Raw genomic sequence first — 25,228 nt, forward strand, 5'->3', positions numbered from 1 at the left:
GCCACTCCTGCGACTGGGGGCGGTCTCCACGAACCTGGGGAATAGCACGTAGATCTATGCGTTTGCATATACATTGAAGGCTGGTCCCGCACAGGAGGAAACCATGACTGCCACCCAAGGTCTGCACCACGTCACCGCGATCGCCGGCGATCCCCAGGCGAACATCGACTTCTACATCCAGGGTCTCGGGCTGCGACTGGTCAAGAAGACCGTCAACTTCGACGACCCCGGCACCTACCACCTGTACTACGGCGACGCCCAGGGCCGTCCCGGATCGCTGATCACCTTCTTCCCATGGAAGGGCGTGCAGCAGGGACGCGTGGGCTCGGGGCAGTCCACCACGACCGCGCTCTCCGTTCCGGCAGGCAGCCTCGGCTGGTGGGCGAAGCACTTCGAGGCGCTGGACATCGAGGCCACGGCGAGCTCGTCGTCCTCGACTGAGGAGCGCCTGTTCGTCCGCGATCCCGACGGCCTCCAGCTGGAGCTTGTCGCGAGCTCTCTCGAGGATCCTCGCGACCCATGGGATTCGGCGTCGGTCCCTGCCGAGTTCGCCATCCGCGGGCAGCATTCCTCGGTCCTGACCGTTCGCGATCCCGATGCGACCATCCGCGTCCTCACCGAGGACCTGGGTCTGCGGATCGTCTCCCAGACCGGCGGGATCACGCGCCTGGCGGCCGGTGACGGCCTGCCGGGAGACATCGTGGACGTGGCCGCGAGCGGCGATCTCGCACCCGGCCTCACCGCCGGCGGAACCGTGCACCACATCGCCTTCCGCGTCCCGGATGGCGCAGCCCAGGAGCAGTGGCGGGCGGAGCTCGTGGATCGAGGCTTCGACGTGACACCCATCCTCGACCGTCAGTACTTCACGTCGATCTACTTCCGCGAGCCCGGGGGCGTGCTGTTCGAGATCGCGACGGACACACCCGGCTTCAACACCGACGAGCCGCTGCTCGAGCTGGGCCGGTCCCTCAAGCTGCCGCCGTGGCTCGAGCCCTCTCGCGAGGCCATCGAGGCGCGCGTGATCCCCATCGTCGTTCCCGAGGAGAACAACCCCGGCCTCGTGCTCGGACAGCCGGAATGACGGACGATCTGCTCGAGTCCTGGCCGCATCTGCACCTCCCTGGACCCGACGGGGTGACCGAATCAGCGCCCGTCCTCCTGATGCTCCACGGCACCGGGAGCGACGAGCGGGAGATCTCCCGCCTCGCTCCCCTGCTATCGGCTGAGTCGACCGTGCTGGCGCCGCGCGGACGCCTCTCCGAGAACGGGGCGCGCAGGTGGTTCCGACGATTCGCGGAGGGAGTGTTCGACGTCGACAGCGTCGTCACCGAGGCAGCAGCGCTCGCCTCCTTCCTCGACGCCGCACGGTCGGAGTACGACCTCGATGGCCGGACCATCGTCGCGGTCGGCCTGTCGAACGGGGCGAACATCGCGCTGGCCACGGCGATGCTGCATCCCCAATCGCTGGATCGGGTGATCGCGTTCTCCGGGATGCATCCCCTCGCCGGCTTGGAGGCGACGTCGTCGCTCTCGGGCAGCGAGTTCCTTCTGCTCAACGGTTCCGACGATCCGATGGCGCCGTCGGACAGCGTCGACGCTCTCGAGACGGCCCTGCGCTCCGCGGGAGCCACGGTCGACCGGATCGTCCGGCCGGGAGGCCACGGCATCGCACAGAGCGAGCTCGAAGCGGCGAAGGGCTGGCTCGAGTCGATGAGCGTCTGACCCGAGGATGCGGTCGATGCCTGTCCCCCTCTCTGGGGACCACGACCCACCCCGACCTGTCCCCCGATGTCCCCTCATCTACGGACCCGTGCGCATAGCGTTGGCGGGTAGCCATGGGGGTAGTTCAGGTGTCACAAGCAAGTCTGGGACGGGTCGCGCACGAGCGGAAGAGAGCTTCCGCAGGCAGGCCATCACGTCCTCTCAGCCGTCTTCTGCTGGTCATGATGCTTCTCGCATCGATCGGCACGGCGGGTGCGTTCATCGCGATCGCACCCGAGTCCGCGCAGGCATCCACGCTGGATGCGACAGGCGTCTCACTCAAGTTCAAGCAGGCCAACCGGGTGCCGGTGGTGACCGGCGCGACGGGGCGGACAGCCGGCGACCTGATGAAGTACACCTCGGTCGCCACGATCAACGGAACCGTGATCGATGCGGTCGTCCGCACGGCGGAGATCACCGGCGCCACGGTGACGAAGTTCGACGAGGGATCGGCCGTCACCAGCCCGCCGCCCGGCTCCTCGCAGAGCGTGGACGACCTGCTGCTCACCGACATCTCCGGTTCGGCCGCCGAGGCCCGCGCGACCCTGGAGTTCACCTTCTACGAGGGCGGGACCTACACCGGCCCGGGATCCGGCGTGCCGGTCACCCTGTCCAACGTGATCATCAACACGTACGACATCGACGGCAACGCCGGCGTCAAGCAGTTCACCGACTTCCGCGGCTTCCAGTCGTACAACTACTTCACGGCCTCGCCGACCCAGGGCCTCGACGTGATCGACAAGGGCTCGGGTCTCGTGCGCTTCCAGAGCCGCGACGGCTCGACCAACGTCGGTGCCACCTCGGGCTCCTACTCCTTCGCTCGACTGCAGGTGAACTACGACCAGGTCTCGACCCTCACGGTCCGGATCGGCGAGCTCGGCAGCCAGACCGCCTATTACGCGCTCGACTTCAGCGCCGGCGGCATCTGGACCACGAACGGCACCACCGCTCTGACGCCCAGCACTGCCGTCAACCCGTTCAACACTCCCCCGACGACGTCTGACATCACCACGTTCTACGCCGCGCAGGGCACCGGATACGCATTCCGCAGCGCGGACTTCCCGTACTCCGACCTCGACCGCAACCCGTTCAGCAGCCTGACGATCGTCTCCCTGCCGGCCTCTGGAGCCGGATCACTGCAGTACGACGGCGGCACCGGCTGGGCTCCGGCGACGGCGGGACAGCCGATCAGCACGAGCGACCTCGACCTCGGACGACTCCGACTCATCCCGACTGCGGCGGGCGGAAGCTTCGCCTTCTCGGTCAACGACGGGCTCGACGACAGCTCGACGTCGACCCTCGCCTTCACGGCTCCCATCTCCGCCCAGACGATCACGTTCCCGACCCAGCCGACGCAGTCAGGGTCGACGAGCCACACCTTCGCGTCGGGCGCCACCGCATCCTCTGGGCTCCCCCCTGTGCTCGAATCCCAGACGCCCGGCGTCTGCACGGTCAGCGGCCTGGACATCACCACGCTCGCGCTCCCGGTCGGGACCATGACCGCGACGTGCGTCGTCACGGCGACCCAGGCGGGCGACTCCGACTTCGGACGAGCGGCCTCGGTGACCCAGCAGTTCCCCGTCAGCAACCTGCTCGCGCAGACCATCACCTTCACCGACCCGGGTGATCGCACCTTCTCCTCGTCCACCATCACCACGGACGCGCAGACCACGGCGCCCGCGCGCTCGGTCACGCTCGCCTCGTCGACGCCATCGGTCTGCACGATCTCGGGAACCTCCATCGTTCCCGTCAGCCCGGGGCTGTGCAGCGTTCGCGCCACCCAGGCGGGCGACGCGACGTACAGCCCGGCCTCGCCGGTCTCGCGCGCCTTCACCCTCGCGAAGATCCCGCAGACGATCACCTTCGTCCAGCCCGGAACGCAGCCGATCGACGCGACGGGCATGAGCGTGAGTCCCGCGACGTCGGCGACCGGGCTCAGCGCGTCGGTCGCCTCGACCACGACCTCCGTCTGCACCGTGTCGGGATCTTCCGTGACGCTGCACTCCACCGGCCTGTGCACCCTCGTCGCAAGCCAGAGCGGCGATGCCACCCGTGCTGCTGCCACCAGCGTCGCGCGATCCTTCCGGGTGCTCGCGGTGACCACCACCTCGCTCGATCAGGGCGACGTCGGCACCGCGTACAGCCAGACGCTGACGGAGGCAGGCGGCATCGGCGGAGGCACCTGGTCGGTGGCCGGAGCGCTGCCTGCCGGCCTGTCCCTCGATGCGGCGACCGGCGTTCTCTCGGGGACCCCGACGGCCGCGTTCAGCGGTCGGCTCGTCGTCGGCTACACCGAGAACGGCGCCACGCACACGAGGGATCTCGGACTGAGCATCCGCGCCGCGACCACCGTCACAGCGACAGGATCGACCGCCGCCCCATCTGCCGCCTCGCTGCCCGCATCGAACGCACCGACCGACGGCGGCCTCGCCGGAACGGGCATCGACGCGTCGTGGCCGCTGCTGATCGGCGCGAGCCTGCTGACAGTCGGCGCCATCTCGTTCTGGATCGCGCGACGTCGACGGCCATCGAGCGCACTCAGGGGCGAATGAGCGTCCTCGACGCGCCCTTCTAGATCGAGCTGCTTCTCGGCGGGCCTCGTCGACCGGCAGAATGGCCGCAGCGCGGAAACCCTCACCGACAGGGACCACGCCAAGTCCGCTTGCGATCCAGTTCGAGCAGGAGACACGCCATGCAGCTCCTTCGACCACCCGCTGTCCGGCCCGGCGACGTCGTCGCCGTGGCGGCGCTCTCCGGCGGACTCGATGCGGACGAAGCGGAGATCGCGACGGCCGGCATCGCCGCCCTCGAGTCGCTCGGGTTCACGGTCCGGACGGCACCGCTCGTCGAGCTCGGCCGCGGCAACTGGTGGTCCGCGGGCACCCCGCGGGAGATCGCCGCCGATCTGAACGCACTGCTGGCGGATAGAGAGGTCCGCGCCATATTCGCGTTGACCGGCGGACGGACCACGTTCTCGTATCTCGACCTGGTGGACCTCGACGCTGTCCGATCCGATCCGAAGCCTCTGCTCGGCTTCAGCGACATCACGGCTCTGCAGCTCGCGCTGCACGCCAAGACCGGACTGGTCACCGTGCACTCCGATCTGGTCACGCACGGGCTCGGGTACTGGCACGAGCTCGAGGACGACCGCCGGGATGCGTTGGCGGCCGCTCTGCTGGCCGTGCTCGACGGGACCGCACCGCACGCTCTGCCCACCAGCGGGTCGTGGGAGACCTGGCGATCAGGCACGGCCGACGGGCCTCTCGTCGGCGGCCTCCTCAACCGCCTCGTGAAGCTCCAAGCGACCCCGTTCGCGCTGCCTCCAGAGCGATTCGACGGTGCGATCCTGTTCTGGGAGGACGTGAGCGCATCGACGTCCTCGGTGTGGAACGACCTGCACGTGCTCCGTCTCGGCGGCCACCTCGACCGCATCGCCGGGATGATCGTCGGGCCGACCAGCACCATCGAGGAGACGGACGGCGGGCCCGACCTGCGCGCCGTGGTGCTCGATGTGCTCGGGGACCGCGAGATACCGGTGCTGGGAAATGTCGAGATCGGCCACAATCCGCCGAATCTGCCGCTGCCGCTCGGCATCCGGGCCCGACTCGACTCTTCGGCCCCGTCCCTCACTCTCCTCGAACCCGCCGTCGTCAGCTGACGCGCCGGCAACGGACGTTCCAGCTCGCAGGAGAACGAGCGAATCGGATCACCCGGATCGGCGACCGGTCGCCAGCCGACGCCCGGCGAGGACCAGCATGACGATTCCGGCGAGACCAACGACGATGCCGATGAAGAACCACATGCGGTTGCCCGTCATGAAGCTTCCCGGGATCAGGTTGAGGCCCTGACCGACCCACACCGCGCCGACGACCAGCGCGACGAGCCCGAGAAGGAGGAGGACGGAATTGCTCACGCGGCTGGTCACCCGGCACAACCTACCCGCCGCGGCCTGCGACTGAGGTCCATGCCTGCTCCGCGGGGCCTATCGTCCACTCGTCGCAGCGTCTCCGCCGTCGATCCGGCTCACCGACCCAGGGTCTGGGACACAGCGCGTCGGGCGTCCCCTGGCGCTCGAAGGTGGTCCGCGAGGAGTTCGGCCAGGCTTCGTCCCTGGACTCCTGCGAGCTGGTCGGCCTGCGTGCGGCATGAGAATCCATCGGCGAGGAAGACCGTCGACGAATCGGCCGAGCGCAGAGCCGGAAGCAGGGCGTTTTCCGCGACCGCGACGGAGGTCTCGTAGTGCCCCTTCTCCATGCCGAAGTTTCCCGCCAGCCCGCAACAGCCGGCCAGCGTCGTGATGGTCGCCCCACCCGCCGCGAGGATGCTCGTGTCGGCGTCGAACCCCATGACAGCGTGCTGGTGGCAGTGCGGCTGCACGACCGCGGTCACATCGCTCAGGTCGGGAGGCGTCCAGCCGTTCATGGCCGCGCTGCTGGTGCCGGTCAGCATCTCCGCGAGGGTACGGGTCGCGTCGGACACCTGGTGGGAGCGCGGATCCTCCGGTAAGAGGTCGACGAGGTCGGATCGCAGGACCGCGGTGCACGACGGCTCCAGCCCGATGATCGGGATTCCCGCAGCCGCGAATGGGCCGAACACATCGAGGAGACCGCGCAGCTTCGTCTTCGCGGCAGTCAGCTGGCCCGTGCTGATCCACGTCAGCCCGCAGCATGCCTCCTGATCCGGGATCAGGACCTGATAACCGGCATCCTCGAGGACCGCGATGGCCGCCCGAGGGATGTCGGGAGAGAAGGCATCGCTGAACGAGTCCACCCAGAGCACCACCTTGGGACGGGCAGGGTCCTGCTTCGGGATGACACCCGACCGGCGGCCAGTGCGACGCTCGGATCGCAGGAACGGCTTGGCGGCGAACTTCGGGATGGAGCGGCGCGGGTCCATTCCGCCGAGGCGGAGCACGAGGGGCTGCACGAAGGGGATGCGTGTGATGGCGTTCACCACGGACGGCGCCACACCGGCCAGCCGTGACCAGCGGGGAAGCCACCCGAGGACGTAATGGTTGATGGGGCGCACCTTGCCCTCGTAGGTGCGGTGGAGGACCTCCGACTTGTACTTGGCCATGTCGACCCCGGCCGGGCAATCGCTCGCGCACGCCTTGCAGCTCAGGCAGAGATCGAGGGCGTCGTGGACCTCCTCGGCCTTCCAGGCCTGGGGGCCGAAGGTTCCGCTGGAGAGCTCCTGCAGCACGCGCGCGCGGCCTCGGGTGACGTGCGTCTCGTCCTTCGTCGCGAGGAACGATGGGCACATGAACCCGCCGCTCGCACTGTTATCCGCGCGGCACTTCCCGACTCCCACGCAGCGATGGATCGCCTTCGTGAAGTCTCCTTCGTCCTCTCCGAACGCGAATCCGGACGTCCGCAGGATCGGCAGCGCAGTCGGCCTCCGCAGGTCGACGTCCAGCGCGCGCGGGGCGACGATGATCCCCGGATTGAGCAGGTTCTCGGGGTCGAAAAGATGCTTGAAGGCCTCGAAGATGCGGAGCGCTTCGGGCGAGTACATCTGACCGAGGAGCTCGCTCCTCGCCCGTCCATCCCCATGCTCGCCGGACAGCGAGCCGCCATGACTCACCACCAGCTCCGCCGCCCGCGTGGTGAATGCACGAAGGGCATCGCCGTCGCGCTCAAGCGGGAGGTCGATCCGCACGTGCACGCAGCCGTCCCCGAAATGGCCGTAGGCAAGCCCTTCGACGCCGAACTCGTCCATCAGCGCATCGAACTCGCGGAGATAGACCCCGAGGCTCGCCGGGGGCACTGCCGCATCCTCCCAGCCCGGCCAGGCCTGACGGCCTCCGGCCGTCCGCCCCGCGAGTCCAGCGCCGTCGGCACGCATCCTCCAGATCGCGGCCGCCTCCGGCCCGGCCGGCACGATCCGCACCGAACGGGTCGCAGCGTCGGCCGCGAGGAGCTCCGCGGCACGGATCGCCTCTGCGGGCGTCTCGCCGCCGATCTCGATCATCAGCCAGCCTCCGCCAGGTGGGAGCACCGGGAAGTTCTGTCCTCGGGAGTGGGTGCGGACCACATCGACCAGGCGGGCGTCCATTCCCTCCATCGCCAAAGGATGATGCGTGAGCAGTGCGGGGACGTCGTCGGCCGCGGCCGCCATGTCGGCGTAGCCGAGCACCACGAGAACGGGTGACGGCGAGATGGGCACCAGTCGGACCGTCGACTCGAGAACGGTGGCCACGGTGCCCTCCGTGCCCACGAGAGCACGAGCGAGGTTGCGGCCGTTCTCCGGTAGGAGGTGCTCCAGCGAGTAGCCGCTGACCTGTCGGCCGAAGGTTCCGAGCTCGGTGCGCAGCACGGCCAGATTCTTCGAGACCAGTTCCTCGAGGCCGGGAACGACCGTCAGGTCCTTACCTGCGAGGAATCGCCGCCCCCGCCCATCGACCACGTCGAGGTCGATGACGTTGTCCGAGGTGCGGCCGTAGGCCACTGCGTGCGGTCCGCAGGCGTTGTTCCCGATCATGCCCCCCAGGGTCGCCCGCGACTGGGTGGACGGATCCGGCCCGAATCGCAGGCCGAACGGTGCAGCCGCCGCCTGGAGCGTGCTCATCACGGTGCCCGGCTCGACGCGCGCCGTTCGGGCTGAAGGGTCGATATCCAGGACGCGGTTCATGTGCACGGAGGTGTCCACGAGGATTCCGGTGCCGATGGCGTTGCCCGCGACGGAGGTGCCGCCTCCGCGCAGAGTCATCGGGACGGCGAGCTCGCGAGAGATCTGCGTGATCGTAGCGAGGTCCGATGCGTCGGTCGGGTAGACGACCACTGAGGGCGGCACTCGGTAGTTGGAGGCATCCGTCGAGTACTGCGCGCGTCGGATGGGTGCCTCGGAGACCTCGCCGCGAACGGATCCGCTGAGAGCCGTGAGGAGGGAGCTGGACTGCTGCACGTGGGCTTCCTGCATTCGTCGTCGTGCACCGTAGGGCGACACGTTACATGTGACCTAGGTCCACAGATGTGGCGTCGCCACATCTGTGGACCTAGGGGATGGGGCTATTTGCCCCAGATCTCTCGGTAGACGTCCCGGTATCCGCTTTCCGGATCGAAGACGTCTCCGGTCTGAGGGACGTTAGATGCATCGATCAGTCCAGGAGCCGCGACGAAGTCGGGGATCTCGGTGCCGGCGAGACTGTCGTTGACCGCGTCGATCAGCTGCCACGCCTGCAGGTACAGAGGCTCGGCCACCGTCGCCTTCTGGTACTGCCCGGTGCGGATGCGCTGCAGTTCCGCCGCATCGCCATTGCCGGCCGCGATCCCGTTCGGAGGACCTGCCGGGTCCTTGCCCGCCGACTGAAGGGCCGGAGCAGCTCCGGTGAAGTAGTTGCCGTTGATGCCCAGGAGGTAGGTCAGCTTGTCGCCGTTCTCCTGCAGCAGGCTCGAGATGAGACCAGGCATGCGCTGGGCTGTCGCCGAGATGGGCGAGTCTTCGACGCTCAGCACGGAGCAGCCGGTGCACGCCTCGAGATACGCCTTCATCGCGTCGGACTTGGCGATTGCCACCGCGTACTGGCTGTCGGTGAAGATCACCGCGCCCGCCGTGCCGTCCGAATCGGCGACCGCGTACGCCGCCGCGAGCTGAGCGACCTGCAGCGGGTCCGTCGAGATGTTCGTCTCGAGCCCTTCACCGGGGCCAGGTTCGGCGTTCGAGTGCCATCCGAATACGGGGATGCCTGCCGCGGTGGCCGCCTTGATGGTGCTCGCCTGCTCGATCGCGTCGACGCTGCCGAGGATGATGGCATCGGGGATGGAGGCGATCGCGTTGTTGATGGCGTCCGTGTGCCCCTGCGCGGTGCCCTGGCCGTCGTAGACGTCGACGGTCCATCCGATCACCGCGGCCGCCTCGGCCAGTCCGACGCCGACCCCGTTGGGGCCGCCGTCTGTGAGGTCGGCGGCGACGTACGCGATCTTCGCTCCTGGCTTCTGGGCCTCGGCGCCGGTCGACGGCGGGGTGAATCCCTCACTGGCGGTGAGGCTCGTCTCGACGATCTCCTTCGAGGCGGCGACGATGTCGCCCGAGGGGATGATGGACGAATAGTCGGTCGATGCGGCCGTCGCGTCTCCCGTCGATCCTTCCGCCTCGCCTACGGTTCCTGACGAGCATGCGCTCACGGTGAGGATGGTGAGGCCGACGGCGACAATGCCGAGGCGTTTCTTCAGATGCATGCGATGCATTCCTTTCTTGGTGGGGTGTTCGCGTGTCATCGCCGGATGGGATGACCGCAGGGGTGGTCCTGGTCGGAGCTGCCGCCATCGAGCGGCCTCGGTGTCCGGAGCGATCAGCTGCTTGCCCGTGCCGGCGTCTCGACCGCGCTCGGCGATTGGTCGACTGGGGGTGCAGATGGTGGGTCCGCCGCGACCGGTGTCACAGGCGCATTCGCCTTCGCGATCCGCCGGCGGCTTGCGAGCGATGCGATGGTGATGGCCGCGACCAGGGTGAGGCCGTTGAAGAGCGGTTCCAGATAGAACTGCCCGGGCAGCAGCTGCATGAGTCCGGAGATGCCGATGGTGGCGATGAAGACGCCGATGATCGTGCCCAGAGCGTTGACCCGGCCGGGACGGATGGTAGTGGATCCGAGGAATGCGGCGGTGAGCGCCGGCAGCAGGTACTCCGGCCCGATGTTGCTCTGAGCGACGCCGCCCTGCCTCGCCGACAGCAGGATCCCGGCGAGACCCGTCAGCATCCCCGACGCGATCATCGCTCCGAAGATGAATCGACGCCTCTTGATCCCGGTGAGCTCTGCGGCGCGCGGGTTGGCTCCGATGGCATAGAGGTAACGGCCGACCGGGAGGTAGTCCAAGACCAGCCAGAGGGCGACGGCGATGAGGAGGCCGATGATGAAGGGCCCGGGTACCGGACCCAGCGACCAGTTGGCGAGCTGGTCGAATGCCGCCGCCCGCCGCCCGCCTGCATCCGTGATCTGACGGCCACCCGTCACCCAGTAGGTGATGGCGAAGATCACCTGGCCGGTCGCGAGGGTAGCGATGAAAGCGTCGACACGGGCGGCTTCTATGAGCAGCGCGTTGAGGAAGCCGACGACCGCGCCTCCCAGAAGCACGAGCACGATGACGATCCGATAGTCGAGCCCCTGCAGCTGCCACTGCAGAGCCATCACCTGCCACAGTCCGACCCCGTACCCGAAGGACAGGTCGATCTTGCCGGCGACCATGGGGATCGTGGCGGCCAGCGCGAGGATGAAGAGCGTCGCGTTGCCCGATGCGAGCACCTGGAAGTTCGTCAGGGTCGGGAACGTCGTGGGACGGGCGATCGCGAAGATGACGAACAGCACGACGGTCAGGGCGACCATCCCGTAGATGGTGAGGAACTTCCGGTACCAGGGTGCCGATGCCGGCGGTTCCAGCGCCGTCGATTTGAGAGATGTGTCACTCATTGCTTCCTCCGGATGCGGTCGTCGATGCGAGATTCGAGGCGGCGGCCACGAGGCTGCCGATGGACAGGTCTTCTCGGTGGATCTCCGCGACCATCCGGCCGCGTCCGAACACGATCGCCCGATGCGCCACCTTCGCGACCTCCTCCATGTCCGTGGACACGACGATCACCGACGTCCCTGCGCGGGTCACGTCGCGGAGCAGGGCATAGATGTCGGCCTTCGCCCCAACGTCGACGCCCATCGTCGGCTCTTCGAGCACGATCACCTTCCGGCCCACGCCGAACCAACGAGCGAGGATGACCTTCTGCTGGTTGCCGCCGGAGAGCGTGTCGAGGGCGATCTCCGGATCGCGCGGCCGGACGCCGAAGGAGTCGATGTGCGGCATCGTCTCCAGGCGCTCGCTCTTTGCGCCGCGAAACTGCCATAGCCGTCGACCCCACACGGCGGGGTTCAGGAAGAGGTTCTCTCGAACCGACATGCCGGGCGCTACCGCTTCCGTCTCGCGGTTGGACGTGCTGAAGCCGATCCCGTGATCGATCGCCGACGCCACCGAGCGGATCCGAGCGACCTCGCCGTCGATCTCGTAGGTCCCCGCGGTTGCGATCAGGTCGCCGGCGATCGAGCGCCCGATCTGCTCCTGCCCGGCTCCGCGGAGACCGCATAGGGCGAGCACTTCACCCTCGCGGACGGAGAGGTCCACGGGGCCCACCCCCGCTACGACGAGTCCCTCGATGCTGAGGCGGACCCGGTCCCTCGGCGGATCGAACACCGTCTCCTTGGTGGCCGACCCGACGATCAGGTCTACCAGTTCGAAGTGCGACAGGTCCGCGACGGCCCTGTCGGCCACTACCTCGCCATTGCGCATGACGACCGCGCGGGTCGAGATCTCGTAGATCTCGTCGAGCCGATGCGAGACGTAGATCATCCCGACACCCGTATCCCGCAGTCTCCGGAGCACATCGAAGAGGCGCTGCACGTCCGCGGCAGGCAGCGAAGCGGTCGGCTCGTCCAGCACGAGCACCTTCGGCCGATTGATCAGGCCTCGCGCGATGGCGAGCAGGCTGCGTTCGGTACGGGGAAGGCTGAAGACACGGGCATCGGGGTCGATCCCTCCTCCGATGAGATCGAGCACCTCGAGCGCTCGCTCACGCATGCGGGAGGGGCTGATCAGTCCGAGCCGGGTGGGATATCCGATCGTCTGCGCGATGTTCTCCGCGACGGTCATCCACTCGACGAGCCCGAGATTCTGGTGCACGAAGGAGATGCCCTTGCGAGAGTCGGCGTTGCCGAGCTCGGCCCCGTTGAGGAGGATCTGACCCGCGTCGGGACGGTAGACACCGGCGAGCATCTTGATCACCGTCGACTTGCCGGCGCCGTTCTCGCCGAGGAGGGAGACAATCTCGCCCTGATGGACATCGAAGCTGACCTGGTGCGCCGCACGGGTGGCGAAGAAGGTCTTGTCCAGGCCGCTGAGGCGCAGCAGCGGGAAGTCTGTCGCCGAGCTCATGAGGCCGTCATCGACGCGTAGGGCGGTTCGTGCATCGTCGCACCTGTCTCTCTTCCGGCGCCTTGTCGACGCCCGAGGCCGATAGTAATATGTTACCTGTTACGAGCGCTACACCGATTCGGAGTGGCGCGGAACTGACCGCGGCACGGCCTGAGAGCTCTGCTGCGGAACGCATACACGCAAGGGAGCGCACCACATGCAGTCGCCTATCCAGCCCGATCACGCCTCCAACTTCTCGTTCCTCGGATACTCGGATCAGGGAGGCAGGGGTGACGGGCTTCAGGTGATGGTCAACCGTGGTCACGCATACGTCGCGCACATGTTCTCGAACGGCTTCTCCGTCATCGACGTTCGCGACCCCCGAACTCCGGAGCCCCGGACCTACGTCGCCGCTCCCCCGGGCACATGGAACCTCCACCTGCAGGCCGCCGACGACCTCCTGCTCGTGGTCAACGCCGCCAACCTCTTCGCGACCGACGCCTTCGCCGACGAGGCCAACTACTACGGCAAATCGGTCGGAGAGGTCTTCGCGAATCGACCGATCGACTACACAGCCGGACTCCGGGTCTTCGACATCAGCCGCCCCGACGAGCCCCGCGAGATCGGCTTCACGCCGGTGGACGGCGTGGGACTGCACCGCATCTGGTACACCGGAGGCCGCTGGGCATACGCCTCCGTGCTCCTGACGGGCTTCACCGACTACACCTTCATCACCATCGACATGGCGGACCCCTCGCATCCGCAGATGGTGGGCCAGTGGTGGATCCCCGGCCAGAATCTCGCGGCCGGCGAGACGCCGACATGGGATGCGAAGAGGTGGCGCTACGGCCTCCACCATGCTCTCGTCGCCGGCGACACCGCATACGGGGCATGGCGCGACGGCGGCCTGACGATCCTCGACGTATCGGATCGCGCGAAACCGGAGCTGATCGTCCACAAGAACTGGTCGCCGCCATTCGAAGGCGGCACGCACAGTCCGCTGCCCCTCCCCGACCGCGATCTGCTCGTCGTGGCCGACGAGGGGATCGCCGACAATGCGGAAGACGGCATCAAGCGCACCTGGATCTTCGACATCCGCGACCCCGCCAACCCCATCTCCCTGTCCACCCTGCCGATTCCGGACGACGCCGACTACGTCGCGAAGGGCGGCCACTTCGGCCCGCACAATCTGCACGAGAACCGGCCGGGATCGTTCGTCAGCAGCACGACCATCTTCGCGACCCAGCAGAATGCGGGTCTGCGCGCCTACGACATCTCGGACCCGTTCGCACCGCGGGAGAGCGGCGCGTGGGTGCCGCCGCAACCCGAGACGATGTTCGACGTCCGCCCGAATCGCCCGCGAGTGATTCAGAGCGCCGATGTGTTCGTCGACGCGAACGGCGTCGCGTACATGACGGACTACAACGCCGGGCTGTACATCCTGCAGTTCGACGGCGAATAGGTCGTGCGACAGACCGCTGACCACGCACGTCTGGCTCTCGTCGCCCTCGCTCTCGGCGGCTTCGGCATCGGGTTGACCGAGTTCTCGATCGTCGGCCTGCTGCCGGAGATCGCCGCTGACTTCGTCGTCGACGAGGCGGCGGCCGGATTCCTGGTGACCGGCTATGCCCTCAGCGTGGCGATCGGCGGAGTGGCCATCACGATCGCCGTGACACGGCTCGACCGGAAGAGGGTGCTGCTGGCGCTGATGAGCCTGTTCGTCATCGGGAATCTGATGTCGGGCCTCGCACCCGCCTACGGCGCGATGCTCGCCGGAAGGGTCGTGGCGGCGCTCTGCCACGGCGCCTTCTTCGGGATCGGCGCCGTGCTGGCCGCCGACATCGTCGCGCCGGCCAAGCGCGCATCCGCCATCTCCATCATGTTCGGCGGACTGACGCTGGCCAACGTGCTCGGCGTCCCACTCGGCACGTGGCTGGGGCAGTCGTTCGGATGGCGGTCGACGTTCGTGGTGATCTCGGGGATCGGCGTCCTGGCGCTGCTGGGAATCCTGGTACTGGTGCCTGGCACGAGTGGAGGTCCGGAAGGCGCCCCGGTCCGCTCGATGAGGGATGAGCTCCGCGTCTTCTCCCACGGCCAGCTGTGGTTGTCCCTGGTGGTCACGGCGCTCGGCTTCGGCGGGATGTTCGGCGGATTCACCTACATCGCGTACACGCTCACCGAGGTCAGCGGCGTCGAGAGGTCCGCGGTCCCATTGCTCCTCCTCCTCTTCGGAGGAGGCCTGTTCGTCGGCAACCTGATCGGCGCCAGGATGGCCGACCGCCGTCTGGACGCCACGCTGATCGGTCTGCTGTCGGCTCTGAGCGTGATCCTGGCCGTCTTCGCGCTGACCGCTGCGAATCCGGTCGCTGCGACCGTCTGCCTGGTGCTGATGGGCGCGGTGGGGTTCGCTACCGTCCCCGGTCTGCAGCTGAGAGTCCTCAGCCATGCGAGCGCGGCGCCCACGCTGGCGTCCGGAAGCAACATCGCCGCGTTCAATCTCGGCAACGCGCTCGGCGCGTGTGGGCGGCCTGACGATCACCGCCGGACTCGGCTACACATCTCCGCTCTGGGATGCCGCCGTCATCACGCTGCTGGCGCTGGCGGTGCTGCTCGTGGCACGATTCGCTGCCAGCCGGCGAACGCCTGCTCTCTCACAGCTGTGAACGGCACCTGGCAGCTGAGCGGATCGGACTCAGCTGTCGGGCCCGGCCACCAGTTCATCCCAGAGCCTCTGACTCGCGTCGACGGCATCGGTGCCCTCTCCGCCGATCGACTTCTGGATGAGCAGCAATCCGGTCTGCCGGAGATGGAATGCCATCGCGGCAGCCGCCGCGTCGGCAGATCGACGCGTCATGGCATCGATGATCGGCATGTGCTCCTCGTACACCTCGACCAAGCTCCGGTAGTTCTCGATCGTGGAGGCGCCGACGAGACGGGTCGCGTCCCTGATGTTGTCGATGATGGCCCGCGCGTACTGGTTGCCGGCGAAGTCGAGCACCAGGCCGTGCAGGCGCTGGTCGTGGAACATGAAATCAGGCTCGTCGTCTGCCGCGGCCGCCGCCTGCAGCGAGCTGCGCTCCACTTCGATCGCGGCCAGCTGCTCGTCCGTAGCCCGAGCCGCCGCCTTGCGCGCCGCGGGGATCTCCAGTGCCACCCGCACGGCGAAGAGCTCCGCCAGCTCGCGGGGGCCAGGCATCTGCAGCCGGAATCCCCGGTAGCGCTCGAACTTGACGACACCCGTCTCCTCGAGTCGGAGGAGTGCATCCCGCACGGGACTGCGTGACACCCCCAGTTCGCTCGCGAGCTGGTTGATCGTATAGAGCTCTCCGGGGATCATCGTGCCGTTGCGGATCGATAGCCGGATGGCCTGGATGGCACGCTCCGTGAGCGACGGCGCGTCGTCGGCGATCGGGCCGACGAAGATCGGCGTCGGCGATGTCATTTCCCAAGAATACAGGCCGAATGTCACATGTTGTAGGTAACACATCAAGTCCAGAGTCGAGAGTGGGGAGCCTGAGCCTCGACCACGGCCCCGGAGCCGAACAGCTCACTCTTGCCCGTGCGAGAAGAGTGAGTGTACAGTCACTCTTATGTCCACCCTTTCGACCGCAGAACTCCGCCGGCCTCTCATCGCGGGAGCCGCCGTGCGCGAATTCGCCAAGGGCGGCTACCACCGGACCACGATTGCGGATGTCGCACGCGAGGCGGGAATCTCCCCCGCCTACGTGTTCAAGCTCTTCCCTGGCAAGGAGCGACTTTTCGTTACCGCCCTCGAGGAGTGCTTCGCCCAGATCCTCGACGCGCTCGCCGTTGGCGCCGACGCTTCGCCCGACCAGGGTGCGGATGCGGTGCTCGACGCGATGGGCGAGGCATATGCCGAGCTCATAGCCGACCGCTCCCTGCTCGCACTGCAGGTCCACGCCCAGTCGGCCGCCGACATCCCTGAGGTAAAGCAGGCTCTGCGCAACGGCATCGGCGAGGTCACCACGTTCGCGAAGACACGCTCCGGAGCCAGCGATGAGAACGTGCAGCGCTTCATCGCATTCGGCCAGCTCTGTCACCTCATCGTCACCACCGGGGTGGAGGACATGCCGCAGTCCTGGGCAAAGCTCCTCTCCCGGGGCATCCGCCACCCCTGACCGAATCGAATGACGGACTCGCCGTCGTTCTGTCCAAACTAGTGAGTGATCAATCACTCTATTGAAAGGAAGATCATGTCCACATCCGCCCTGGCAGCCATGCCGGTCACCACTCCACGAAGCACCCGGCGATGGCTCGCACTCGTGTTCCTCGCACTCGCGCAGTTCCTCGTAATCCTCGACGCATCGATCGTGAACATCGCCCTGCCCGTCATCGGGAAGGAACTCGGGCTCGGCACCGCAACCCTCGCCTGGGTCATCACCGCGTACGTCCTGCCATTCGGAGGGCTCCTGCTTCTCGGCGGACGCCTCGCCGATCGGTACGGCCACCGTCGACTCGTCCTCGTCGGCACGGCCATCTTCGTCGCCGCCTCTGCCATCGCCGGGCTCTCCGTGAGCGGCGAGATGCTGCTGGCGGCTCGGGCCGTGCAGGGCGCTTCGGCAGCACTTCTGGCGCCCGCCGCCCTGGCACTGCTCACCCAGCTTTTCCCCGCACCGGCAGATCGGACCAAGGCATTGGGCATCTGGGGCGGCGTCGCAGGCATCGGGGCGGTCGCGGGCGTTCTGCTCGGCGGGGTCCTGACCGCGACGCTCGGCTGGCAGGCCGTGTTCTTCGTGAATGTGCCGGTCGGCGTCATCGTGCTCGTCGCTCTTCCGCTCCTCGTAACGCGCGACGCCGCCGCCGTCTCGGGAAAGCTCGACCTCCCCGGAGCGGCGACCATCACCGGGGCCCTCGTCAGCACTGTGGGTGCCCTGTCTGCGATCGAGCAGGTCGGGTTCGTCCACCCGCTGACCCTCGCGCTGCTCACCGGCGCTCTCGTCCTCGGCGCGGCCTTCGTCCTCATCGAGCGGCGCGCTGCCGCACCGCTGCTTCCTCTCGACATCTTCCGTTCGCGCAACCTCACCGTCGGCAACGTCGTCGCTCTGCTGATCGGCGCCGCGATGGTGGCCATGTTCTTCGCCCTGTCCGTTTACCTGCAGGCGGTGCTCGGCTACGACGCCCTCTCGGCCGGGCTGTCCCAGCTGCCGCTCGCCGGAGCACTGGTCGTGGTGGCGGGCCTCATCCCCGCGATCGTCGCCCGCTTCGGCGCCAAGCCGACCCTGGTGGTGTCCCTGGTGATCCTCGCCGGTGGGCTCGTCTGGCTCGCGGCCGCGCCGAGTGATGCGGACTTCGTCGCCCACCTGCTGGGACCGAGCCTGCTCATCGGCGTCGGAATCGGCGGAGCGCTCGTCACCGCCACCCAGTTCGCCGTCGACGGGGTCGACGACGCGGACGCAGGAATCGCCGGCGGCCTCGTCAACACGAGTCAGCAGATCGGCGGCGCACTCGGACTCGCCGTGCTCGCCTCCGTCGCCGTCGCTCGCACCGATGCACTGACCGGAGGCGGCACACCGGCGGCCGACGCTCTCACCGGCGGATTCTCTTGGCTCTTCCTCGGCGCAGCCGCGCTGAGCCTGGTGGCAGCGGGAGTGACATCCATCGTCGCCCGCCGACCATGAGCCGCCACCCAGCGCTCCCTCAGCAGCAACCGACCAGTCGCATCGAATCGAAAGCAGTCATCATGTCGTCGAACTCCCCCGCCCGCACCTCTCTCGCCAGCTCCCCCGCCAGCACGTCCACCGACCAGCAGGGCTCCGTCTCGGCAGGCCCAGGAAGCGATCCACGGCCCCGCCGCCGCACTCCCCTCCATGTTCAGATCGCCGCCTGGTCGGTTCCGCTGCTTGTACTCGGGCAGTTCGCGATGCTGGCGATCGTCCCCGTGCTGATCGTGCTGATCGCATCCGTCGCAGATGCCCGGGTGCGAGCGCTCCGCTGGTACGCGGGGCTGCTCGCAGCGCTCTACGCGACGCCGCTCATCATCTGGGTGGCACGGCCCGATGGCGCTCAGAGCCTCTCGAAGGACATCGACCCGGTCTTCGTGGCGCTGATCGTCGCCGCCTCGGCCGCCCTGATCGTCAAGATCGCCACCCGCCGCCGCTGATCCGCTCGTCACGACTGCTCGTTCGGACTCCGGTCCGAGCGGGCCGTCCACCGCGTCACCGCCTCGGTAGGGTCGTCCCGTGAGCGACTCCCACCTGCGTGACTCGGGGCGCTGACCGGTGCGTCACCTGTTCGTGCGCGCACACATGATCGACGTCGACTCCGAGACGCCCGACGGCTGGCTGCTCGTCGAGGACTCGGTGATCCGAGCGCGCGGCGCGGGAGCGGTTCCTTCCTCACTCGGTGAGGGCGCGATCGAGCACGATCTCGACGGCCTGCGACTCACGCCCGGCTTCATCGACCTGCACGTTCATGGCGGCGGTGGGCAGAGCTTCGACGACGGCATGGATGCGATGTCGGCCGCACTCGCGTCGCATCGCGCCGCCGGCACGACGCGCTCGCTCATCTCCCTGGTCTCGGCTTCGATCGAGGAGCTCGCCGCACGCCTGTCCGAGGTGGCGGAGCTGACCGATCGTGACCCGACCGTGCTCGGATCGCACCTCGAGGGTCCGTTCCTCGCACCCGCACGGTCAGGCGCGCACGCTCACGAACGGCTCATCGAGCCGTCCCCGCGCGCGATCGATGCCCTGCTGAGCGCTGCCCGCGGCACGCTCCGCCAGATCACGCTCGCTCCCGAGCTCCCGGGCGCGCTCCACCTCGTCGAACGGCTCGCGGGCAACGGCGTGACGGTCGCGATCGGCCACACGGCCGCCGACTACGCGACCGCGGGTGCGGCGTTCGAACGCGGGGCGACCGTGCTCACGCACGCGTTCAATGCCATGCCCGGCCTCGACGCTCGCGCGCCCGGACCGGTCGGAGCCGCCATCGACGATCCGCGCGTGACGCTCGAGCTCATCGTCGATGGCCGGCACCTCCATCCCGCCATCGTGCGACTCGCCTTCGCCGCGGCGCCGGATCGGATCGCGCTCGTCACCGACGCCATGGCCGCCGCCGGGGCGGGCGACGGCGTCTACCGGCTCGGATCCCGCAGCGTCACCGTTCGGGCCGGACGCGCGGTGCTCACCGGCACGGACACCCTCGCGGGATCGACCCTCACCCAGGACGCCGCCCTGCGCTTCGCGCTCGACGCCGGGATTCCACCGACATCTGCAGTCGCAGCCCTGACCGCCACGCCCGCCCGGGTGCTCGGGCTCTCCGGTCGACACGGCTCACTGGATGCCGGCTGCATCGCGGATCTCGTGGTGCTCGACGGCCAGTGGCGAGTGCGGCAGGTCTGGATCGCCGGCCGCCAGATCTGAACCGTGCGCACCGAGGAAAGCCGGAGGATCGGCCGGCGCGCTCGGCTTACGTTGGTATGGACAGCGTTCCCAAGGAGCTGACATGCCGATGATCCCCGCGCCCGCGATCGACGAACTGCGTGCGGGCACGCCGTTCCCGTTCTCCGCCCGAGTCGCCCTGACGTGGACCGACGCCGCCATCGAGCCGGTCGCCCGCGCGTTTCTCCGCGAACTGCACGCGCTCGCCGGGATCTCCATGGATAGGGCCTCGGAGTTCGATGCGCCGCGCATCGAGCTCGCTCTCACGAGCGATGCCGGCGACGCCGATGGTTTGGGGCAGGTCCCGCGGCCGTTCGGGGTCAGCCCGCTCGGCGACAGCGGGTCCGACGAGCGGCACTCGATTGTCATTGACTCCACCGTGATCGCTGTCACCGCGCGATCGCCGGAGGGGATATTCCGAGCGCTGACGACGCTGCGCCAGCTGATCGAAGAGCAGCTCGACGATGCGGGCGAGGCCGCGCTGGCACCTCGCCGCATCGTCGACGGACCGAGGATCGCGTGGCGCGGCCTGTCGTTCGACGTCGTCCGGACGTTCTTCGGCCCGGCCGAGGTGCGCAGCGTCATCGATGTGCTCGCGCTGTACAAGCTGAACGTGCTCCATCTGCACCTCACCGACAATCAGGGCTGGCGCATCGAGATCGCGAGCTGGCCCAAGCTCGCGACCGTCGGCGGTGCCGGAGCCGTGGGTGATCGCCCCGGCGGCTTCTTCACTCAGCGGGAGTACGTCGACCTCGTGGCCTACGCCCGAGCGCGCTTCGTGACGATCGTCCCGGAGATCGATGTCCCCGGTCACACCTCGGCGATCTTCGCGGCGTACCCCGACCTGAACACCACTGAGCCCGAGCTGCGCAGCAGTCGGCCCGACATCGTCTCGGACTACCTCGATCCGCGTGGCCCGCGCACCTTCGAGTTCCTCGCCGACGTCCTCGGCGAGATCGCTGCGCTCACCCCGACGCCCTATCTGCACATCGGCGGCGACGAGCCGTACGGCATGCCGCCGGAGCTGTATCGGGAGTTCGTCGAGCGAGCCACGACCATCGTGCGTGGACTCGGCAAGCGGGTGGCGGGGTGGCAGGAGATCGCCCGCAGCGACCTCGAGCCCGGCGACCTGATCCAGTACTGGATCGAGCCCCACGAGCCTGAGACGAGCCCGACGCCAGATGGAGACGCGGATGCGGCCTCGGACACCTCCCCGTCGTCGATCTCGGACGACATCCGCGCGACGATGGAGGAGACGTTCGCACAGGCGGGCGGCGACCTCGGACTCGCCCGCGCACAGGGGGCGCAGATCATCCTCTCCCCCTCGAGCATCGCCTACTTCGACACCCCCTACGCCGAACCGTCGGCCGAGCACGGGCAGGAGTCCGCGCGCAGCCGACTGGGGCTGCGCCAATACCAACCTGTATCCGTCGAGCGCTCGTTCGACTGGGATCCCGCCACGATCGTCCCCGGCCTCGATCTCGCCGAGCAGCTCGCGGGGGTCGAGGCCGCCATCTGGTGCGAGACGGTTCAGGACCTCGCCGACCTGCAGTTCCTGCTTCTTCCGAGGATCCCCGGCTTCGCGGAGCGCGCCTGGTCGAGCCCGCGATCATCGTGGCCGGAGTACGTCCAGCGTCTCGCCGCCCACGCGCCGATCTGGCGCCGCGCCGGCTGGAACTATTTCCGCTCGTCCCTCGTCGACTGGCGCTGATGGTCCTCGGGCGGTCGGCCCGGCCGACCGGCGGACGGCGGAAATAGCCCGGATTTCCTCAGCGATAAATTCGGGCGATCTTGAGCGTTCCGATCAGAGCAAGGACCTCCCTATGCCGCTCACACTGGGCGAACCGGGAGATTCCCTCCACCTGCGCGCGCAATGAAGCAGCGCTGTCGGGAGGGGAGGTCGCCGGCCAACCGCCCACCAGATCACCGACCGCTGTCTCGGCTTCGCCGACTCGGGTCGTGGGTCTCGTCACCCCGAATGGACCAGCTCATGCAGCTCGACATCTGGACCAAGGATCTCGCCGACCTCCGCCAGCGCCTGGCGGTCGCGATCGCCGTGCTCGCCGTGACCCAGGCGACGCGCGCCGCCCAGGCGCACGCCCGGCTGTCGGGCGCCGTCGCGAGGTTCGAGGCCAGCGCGATCCCACCCGAGGTCTTCGCCTCGGAGCTGCAGGCGATCCAGCACTCGCTTGTCCCGCAGCCGCGCTAGCAGCCACTGACGCGGAGCCGAGGCGCCTACCTCCGCTCAGGCGTCGGCGAGCACGATGATGCGGTCGTCCACGCCGAAGCGGACCATGTCGGACTTCGTCGGGTTCACCGTGACTCCGTAGGAGTGCTCGCTGCTGCGCGCGTGCGCGGCGAGGCGGTATCCGATGGCGGTCTCCCCACGCTGACGCGCGGCCTCGACGACGGTGTAGAACGACACGTCCGCCCCGTCGCGGATGTAGCGGTCGGCCGGGCGGAGGTAGATCTCGCTGCCCTGGCTCGAGAAGAGCGTGCTGAACACCTCGGTGAGCTTCTGGTTCTCGGAGGTCTGCGACAGCATCAGGCTGATCAGCTTGTCGCTGACGATGAAGTCGTCGGCCTTGGTGACCTCCGCCAGCTCCCGGTTGCTGTCGTCGAGCATCTCGCTCACCACCGCGAAGTCCACCCCGGCCCGGTCGGCCATGTCGCGCAGGTGCAGCAGGGTGATGAGGGTCTTGGCGTCGGCGCGGTGCGGGTCGAGCGTCTCCTTGTAGGCGAGGACGATCACGTGGTCGTACGACGCGACGTCGAGCGACTCGAGCACGGCGCGGCTGGTGGTGTCGCCACGCCGGAACTCGACCTCGAGGGCCGGGAAGGAGTCGAGCAGCGGTGTCTCCATGTCCGCCACGATCATCACGGTGGAGCCGGCGGTCACGTACTCGTCCAGCTCGCTGAGGATGGTGTGCAGGCCGGCGTTGTAGCCGAGCACCAGGGTCCGTTCGGGTGCCTGCTCGATCGGCTTGGCCACGCTGATCGCGGACAGGTCTGTCGTCGCAGCGCCGCCGAGCCGGATCTCGCTGTCGTCCTCGGCGATCAGGATGAGCTGGTCGCCGGCGGCGTAGACGAGGTCGGCGGACGGGTTGAGCAGGACCGTGCCGCTGGACACGATGCCGATCACGGTGCAGTCCGCGTAGGCCAGCTGCGCGTCGAGGTAGGTGCGGCCGACCAGGCTCGGCTCCGAGCTGAAGTAGATCTCGTCGCCGTCGAAGTCGAGCAGCTCGGTGTAGACCACGCTGAGGCCGCTCTGCCGACAGCTCTGCACCGTGATGCGGCTGATCAGATCGCTGGCGACGACCCAGTGCACCTCGTCGCGGCCCACGAGCCGGGCGGCCTCGAGGTTGCCCCGGTCCTGGATCTCCGCCACCACGTGGTACTTGCCGGTGCGGCGGTTCGGGTTGTTGGTGATGGCGAGAGCCGTCTTGATCACGGCGGAGTCGCTGTCGGTGCTGTCCTCCGGGGCGAGGAGCACGATGCTGCGCGCGGTGTGCGGGCTGGCGATCTCGAGGTCGGCCAGGTTCATCGGCTCTCCGCTGCGGCAGACGATCTTCGTGCGGCCGGTCTTGCCGACCTGGGTGCGGATGTCGTCCTCCATCTCGACCTTGTCGCGATCGGCGAGGATGACGATGGTGGCGGATCGGCGGGACTCGTTGGCGATGCAGAGCTCGCGAATGATCGGGAACACCTTCGAGTTCCAGCCGAGGATCAGCGTGTGGTCCGACTCGAGCACCTTGGAGCGGCCCTTGCGCAGGGACTCCACGCGGGCGTCGAACGCGCCGGAGATGATGCCGATCAGGCTGGCTACGATGATGACGCCTCCGACGGTGACGACGAGCATCGCGACGCGGAAGCCCCAGCCCTCGTCGCCGCCCATGGTGCCGCTGTCGAGAGTGCGCATCAGGTTGCCCCAGAGCGTCTCCCAGAAGTCGGGGGCGTCCGGTCCCGTCGCGCCTGCGGGGAAGAGGCCGAAGACCTGCACCGCGAGCGCCACGATGGCGATGAAGAGGACGGTCACGATCGCCAGGAGCACCATCAGAGCCCCGGTGCCCCGGGCCATCACGCCATCGAACCAGTACCGGAAGCGCTCGCGCGCAGACGTCTTCATCACGTCCTCATGATGGTGGACACGGGGGCGCGAGCCCGGTCAATTCGATCCGCCGATCAGCGTGTCCGCCTCGGCGTCGAGGCGCGGCCAGACAGGCGCCACTCAGCGGCTGAGTCTCGGGGGCTCAGTCGTACAGCGACTCGGGCGAGATGTGCTCGGCCTCGGCGAGGGCGATGCGCACGAACTCCCGCGACTTGGCGTTGAGCCGACGGGCCTTCGGCCAGGCGATCGCCACCCGCTGCACCGGCGGGGGCGGATCCATCGGCAGCGTCACGATCGGCAGCCCGTCGTAGGTGTTGTTGTTCTTGGGACGCTGGATGAAGAGCGAGTAGCCGAGCCCGGAGGCCACAAGGGATCGGGCCAGCTCGAAGTGGGTGATCTGGAAGCGCACGTTGGGCCGCAGGTCCAGGCGGGCGAAGTAGCCGAGCACCTCGTTGGTGCTCGGGGGCGTCATCATCAGCACGAGCGGCTCGTCGACGAGCTCGCGGACGGAGACGGATGCGTTGCCCGCCAGCCGATGGTCGGCCGGGAGGATGAGGTGCATCCGGGTGTCGAACAGCTGCTCGAAGGCGAGCGTGGGATCCAGGTGCGGGTTGTAGGAGATGATCAGGTCGAGATGTCCGGCCCGCAGCCGCTCGTCGAGCACGTCGGCGGTCTCGACCACGATGCTGGTGCGCACCTCGGGGTGCTCAGCGGCGTACCGCGCGAGCAGCCGGGGCAGCACCGTCGGCGCCAGCGAGGAGAAGCAGCCGATGACGAGCTCGCCCGTCAGCCGGCGATCGCTGCCGATGTTCTCGAGGTCGTCGACCTCGCCGAGGATCGTCACCGCGGTGTCGAGAACGGCGCGCCCGGCCTCCGTCAGCTCGATGCCGTGCGACTTGTAGCGCACGCAGAGCTGGGAGCCGAGCGCCCGCTCGAGCTCGTCGAGGGCCGACGCCATCGTTGATCGCGACACGTGCCGATTCTCGGCGGCAGCCGACAGGCTGCCGGTGACGGCGATGGCGCGGAAGTACTCGAGCTGCCGCAGGGAGATGCGCGTCACCGCGACTCCCGTC

General features: G+C 68.2%; 19 protein-coding genes and 1 pseudogene. 12 read left to right on the forward strand and 8 right to left on the reverse strand.

Features of this window, described 5'->3' with window-relative positions; translation table 11 throughout:
* The first annotated feature begins 103 nt into the window (after positions 1–103).
* The 4 genes from E6C64_RS05685 (at position 104) to E6C64_RS05700 (ending at position 5,419) form a co-directional block, all read left to right on the forward strand.
* On the forward strand, positions 104–1,081 hold the full coding sequence (locus E6C64_RS05685; protein ID WP_136426686.1) for a ring-cleaving dioxygenase: 978 nt from the start codon (positions 104–106) through the stop codon (positions 1,079–1,081).
* The gene (locus E6C64_RS05690) at positions 1,078–1,722 is read left to right on the forward strand and encodes an alpha/beta hydrolase (RefSeq protein WP_136426687.1); all 645 of its coding nucleotides are present in this window, start codon (positions 1,078–1,080) and stop codon (positions 1,720–1,722) included. Before E6C64_RS05685 ends, E6C64_RS05690 begins: the two co-directional genes overlap by 4 nt.
* Positions 1,723–1,943: 221 nt before the next feature.
* Entirely contained in the window at positions 1,944–4,313 is a 2,370-nt protein-coding gene (locus E6C64_RS05695) for a putative Ig domain-containing protein (protein WP_158437756.1), read from the forward strand.
* 140 nt (positions 4,314–4,453) lie between these two features.
* Positions 4,454–5,419: a S66 peptidase family protein gene (locus tag E6C64_RS05700; RefSeq protein WP_136426689.1), complete on the forward strand. Its 966-nt coding sequence runs from the start codon at positions 4,454–4,456 to the stop codon at positions 5,417–5,419.
* 48 nt (positions 5,420–5,467) lie between these two features.
* Here the strand turns inward: E6C64_RS05700 and E6C64_RS05705 are convergent, their stop codons facing one another.
* The 5 genes from E6C64_RS05705 to E6C64_RS05725 form a co-directional block, all read right to left on the reverse strand.
* A complete protein-coding gene (locus E6C64_RS05705; RefSeq protein ID WP_199240967.1) occupies positions 5,468–5,686 on the reverse strand; it encodes a hypothetical protein in 219 nt (72 codons plus the stop codon).
* Positions 5,687–5,784: 98 nt separating this feature from the next.
* Complete coding sequence (locus E6C64_RS05710; protein WP_136426690.1) at positions 5,785–8,679, reverse strand: FAD-binding and (Fe-S)-binding domain-containing protein; 2,895 nt, start codon at positions 8,677–8,679, stop codon at positions 5,785–5,787.
* A gap of 89 nt (positions 8,680–8,768) precedes the next feature.
* Positions 8,769–9,938: a substrate-binding domain-containing protein gene (locus E6C64_RS05715; protein ID WP_136426691.1), complete on the reverse strand. Its 1,170-nt coding sequence runs from the start codon at positions 9,936–9,938 to the stop codon at positions 8,769–8,771.
* Between the two features lie 113 nt (positions 9,939–10,051).
* Positions 10,052–11,164, reverse strand: a complete 1,113-nt coding sequence (locus E6C64_RS05720; RefSeq protein WP_136426692.1) for an ABC transporter permease — start codon at positions 11,162–11,164, stop codon at positions 10,052–10,054.
* Positions 11,157–12,671, reverse strand: coding sequence for a sugar ABC transporter ATP-binding protein (locus tag E6C64_RS05725; protein WP_136426693.1), 1,515 nt, complete (start codon positions 12,669–12,671; stop codon positions 11,157–11,159). The genes E6C64_RS05720 and E6C64_RS05725 overlap by 8 nt, the downstream gene beginning before the upstream one ends.
* 196 nt (positions 12,672–12,867) lie before the next feature.
* Between E6C64_RS05725 and E6C64_RS05730 the strand changes: the two genes are divergently transcribed.
* On the forward strand, positions 12,868–14,112 hold the full coding sequence (locus tag E6C64_RS05730; RefSeq protein WP_136426694.1) for an LVIVD repeat-containing protein: 1,245 nt from the start codon (positions 12,868–12,870) through the stop codon (positions 14,110–14,112).
* A gap of 30 nt (positions 14,113–14,142) precedes the next feature.
* A pseudogene (locus E6C64_RS05735) lies at positions 14,143–15,313 on the forward strand (MFS transporter).
* A gap of 29 nt (positions 15,314–15,342) precedes the next feature.
* On the opposite strand, the gene E6C64_RS05740 reads toward E6C64_RS05735, so the two are convergent.
* The gene (locus tag E6C64_RS05740; protein ID WP_332908218.1) at positions 15,343–16,137 is read right to left on the reverse strand and encodes a GntR family transcriptional regulator; all 795 of its coding nucleotides are present in this window, start codon (positions 16,135–16,137) and stop codon (positions 15,343–15,345) included.
* 103 nt (positions 16,138–16,240) lie between these two features.
* Between E6C64_RS05740 and E6C64_RS05745 the strand changes: the two genes are divergently transcribed.
* From E6C64_RS05745 to E6C64_RS05770, 6 genes are all read left to right on the forward strand, one after another.
* The gene (locus E6C64_RS05745; protein ID WP_136426696.1) at positions 16,241–16,789 is read left to right on the forward strand and encodes a TetR/AcrR family transcriptional regulator; all 549 of its coding nucleotides are present in this window, start codon (positions 16,241–16,243) and stop codon (positions 16,787–16,789) included.
* Positions 16,790–16,864: 75 nt separating this feature from the next.
* Complete coding sequence (locus E6C64_RS05750) at positions 16,865–18,289, forward strand: MFS transporter (protein ID WP_136426697.1); 1,425 nt, start codon at positions 16,865–16,867, stop codon at positions 18,287–18,289.
* A 62-nt stretch (positions 18,290–18,351) separates the two neighbouring features.
* Positions 18,352–18,771: a hypothetical protein gene (locus tag E6C64_RS05755; protein ID WP_199240968.1), complete on the forward strand. Its 420-nt coding sequence runs from the start codon at positions 18,352–18,354 to the stop codon at positions 18,769–18,771.
* A 145-nt stretch (positions 18,772–18,916) separates the two neighbouring features.
* The gene (gene nagA / locus E6C64_RS05760; protein WP_136427164.1) at positions 18,917–20,029 is read left to right on the forward strand and encodes an N-acetylglucosamine-6-phosphate deacetylase; all 1,113 of its coding nucleotides are present in this window, start codon (positions 18,917–18,919) and stop codon (positions 20,027–20,029) included.
* A gap of 82 nt (positions 20,030–20,111) precedes the next feature.
* Positions 20,112–21,758 carry a beta-N-acetylhexosaminidase gene (locus E6C64_RS05765; RefSeq protein WP_158437757.1) on the forward strand — a complete coding sequence of 549 codons (1,647 nt, stop codon included), beginning with the start codon at positions 20,112–20,114 and terminating at the stop codon, positions 21,756–21,758.
* A gap of 267 nt (positions 21,759–22,025) precedes the next feature.
* Entirely contained in the window at positions 22,026–22,256 is a 231-nt protein-coding gene (locus E6C64_RS05770) for a hypothetical protein (RefSeq protein ID WP_136426699.1), read from the forward strand.
* A gap of 36 nt (positions 22,257–22,292) precedes the next feature.
* Here E6C64_RS05770 and E6C64_RS05775 read toward each other — a convergent pair whose 3' ends face one another.
* Together E6C64_RS05775 and E6C64_RS05780 are read right to left on the reverse strand one after the other, a co-directional pair.
* Entirely contained in the window at positions 22,293–24,173 is a 1,881-nt protein-coding gene (locus E6C64_RS05775; protein WP_136427165.1) for a CASTOR/POLLUX-related putative ion channel, read from the reverse strand.
* Positions 24,174–24,297: 124 nt separating this feature from the next.
* On the reverse strand, positions 24,298–25,215 hold the full coding sequence (locus E6C64_RS05780) for a LysR family transcriptional regulator (protein ID WP_136426700.1): 918 nt from the start codon (positions 25,213–25,215) through the stop codon (positions 24,298–24,300).
* Positions 25,216–25,228 lie beyond the last annotated feature (13 nt).

The sequence above is a fragment of the Naasia lichenicola genome (genome assembly GCF_004801885.1).
Classification (GTDB): domain Bacteria; phylum Actinomycetota; class Actinomycetes; order Actinomycetales; family Microbacteriaceae; genus Naasia; species Naasia lichenicola.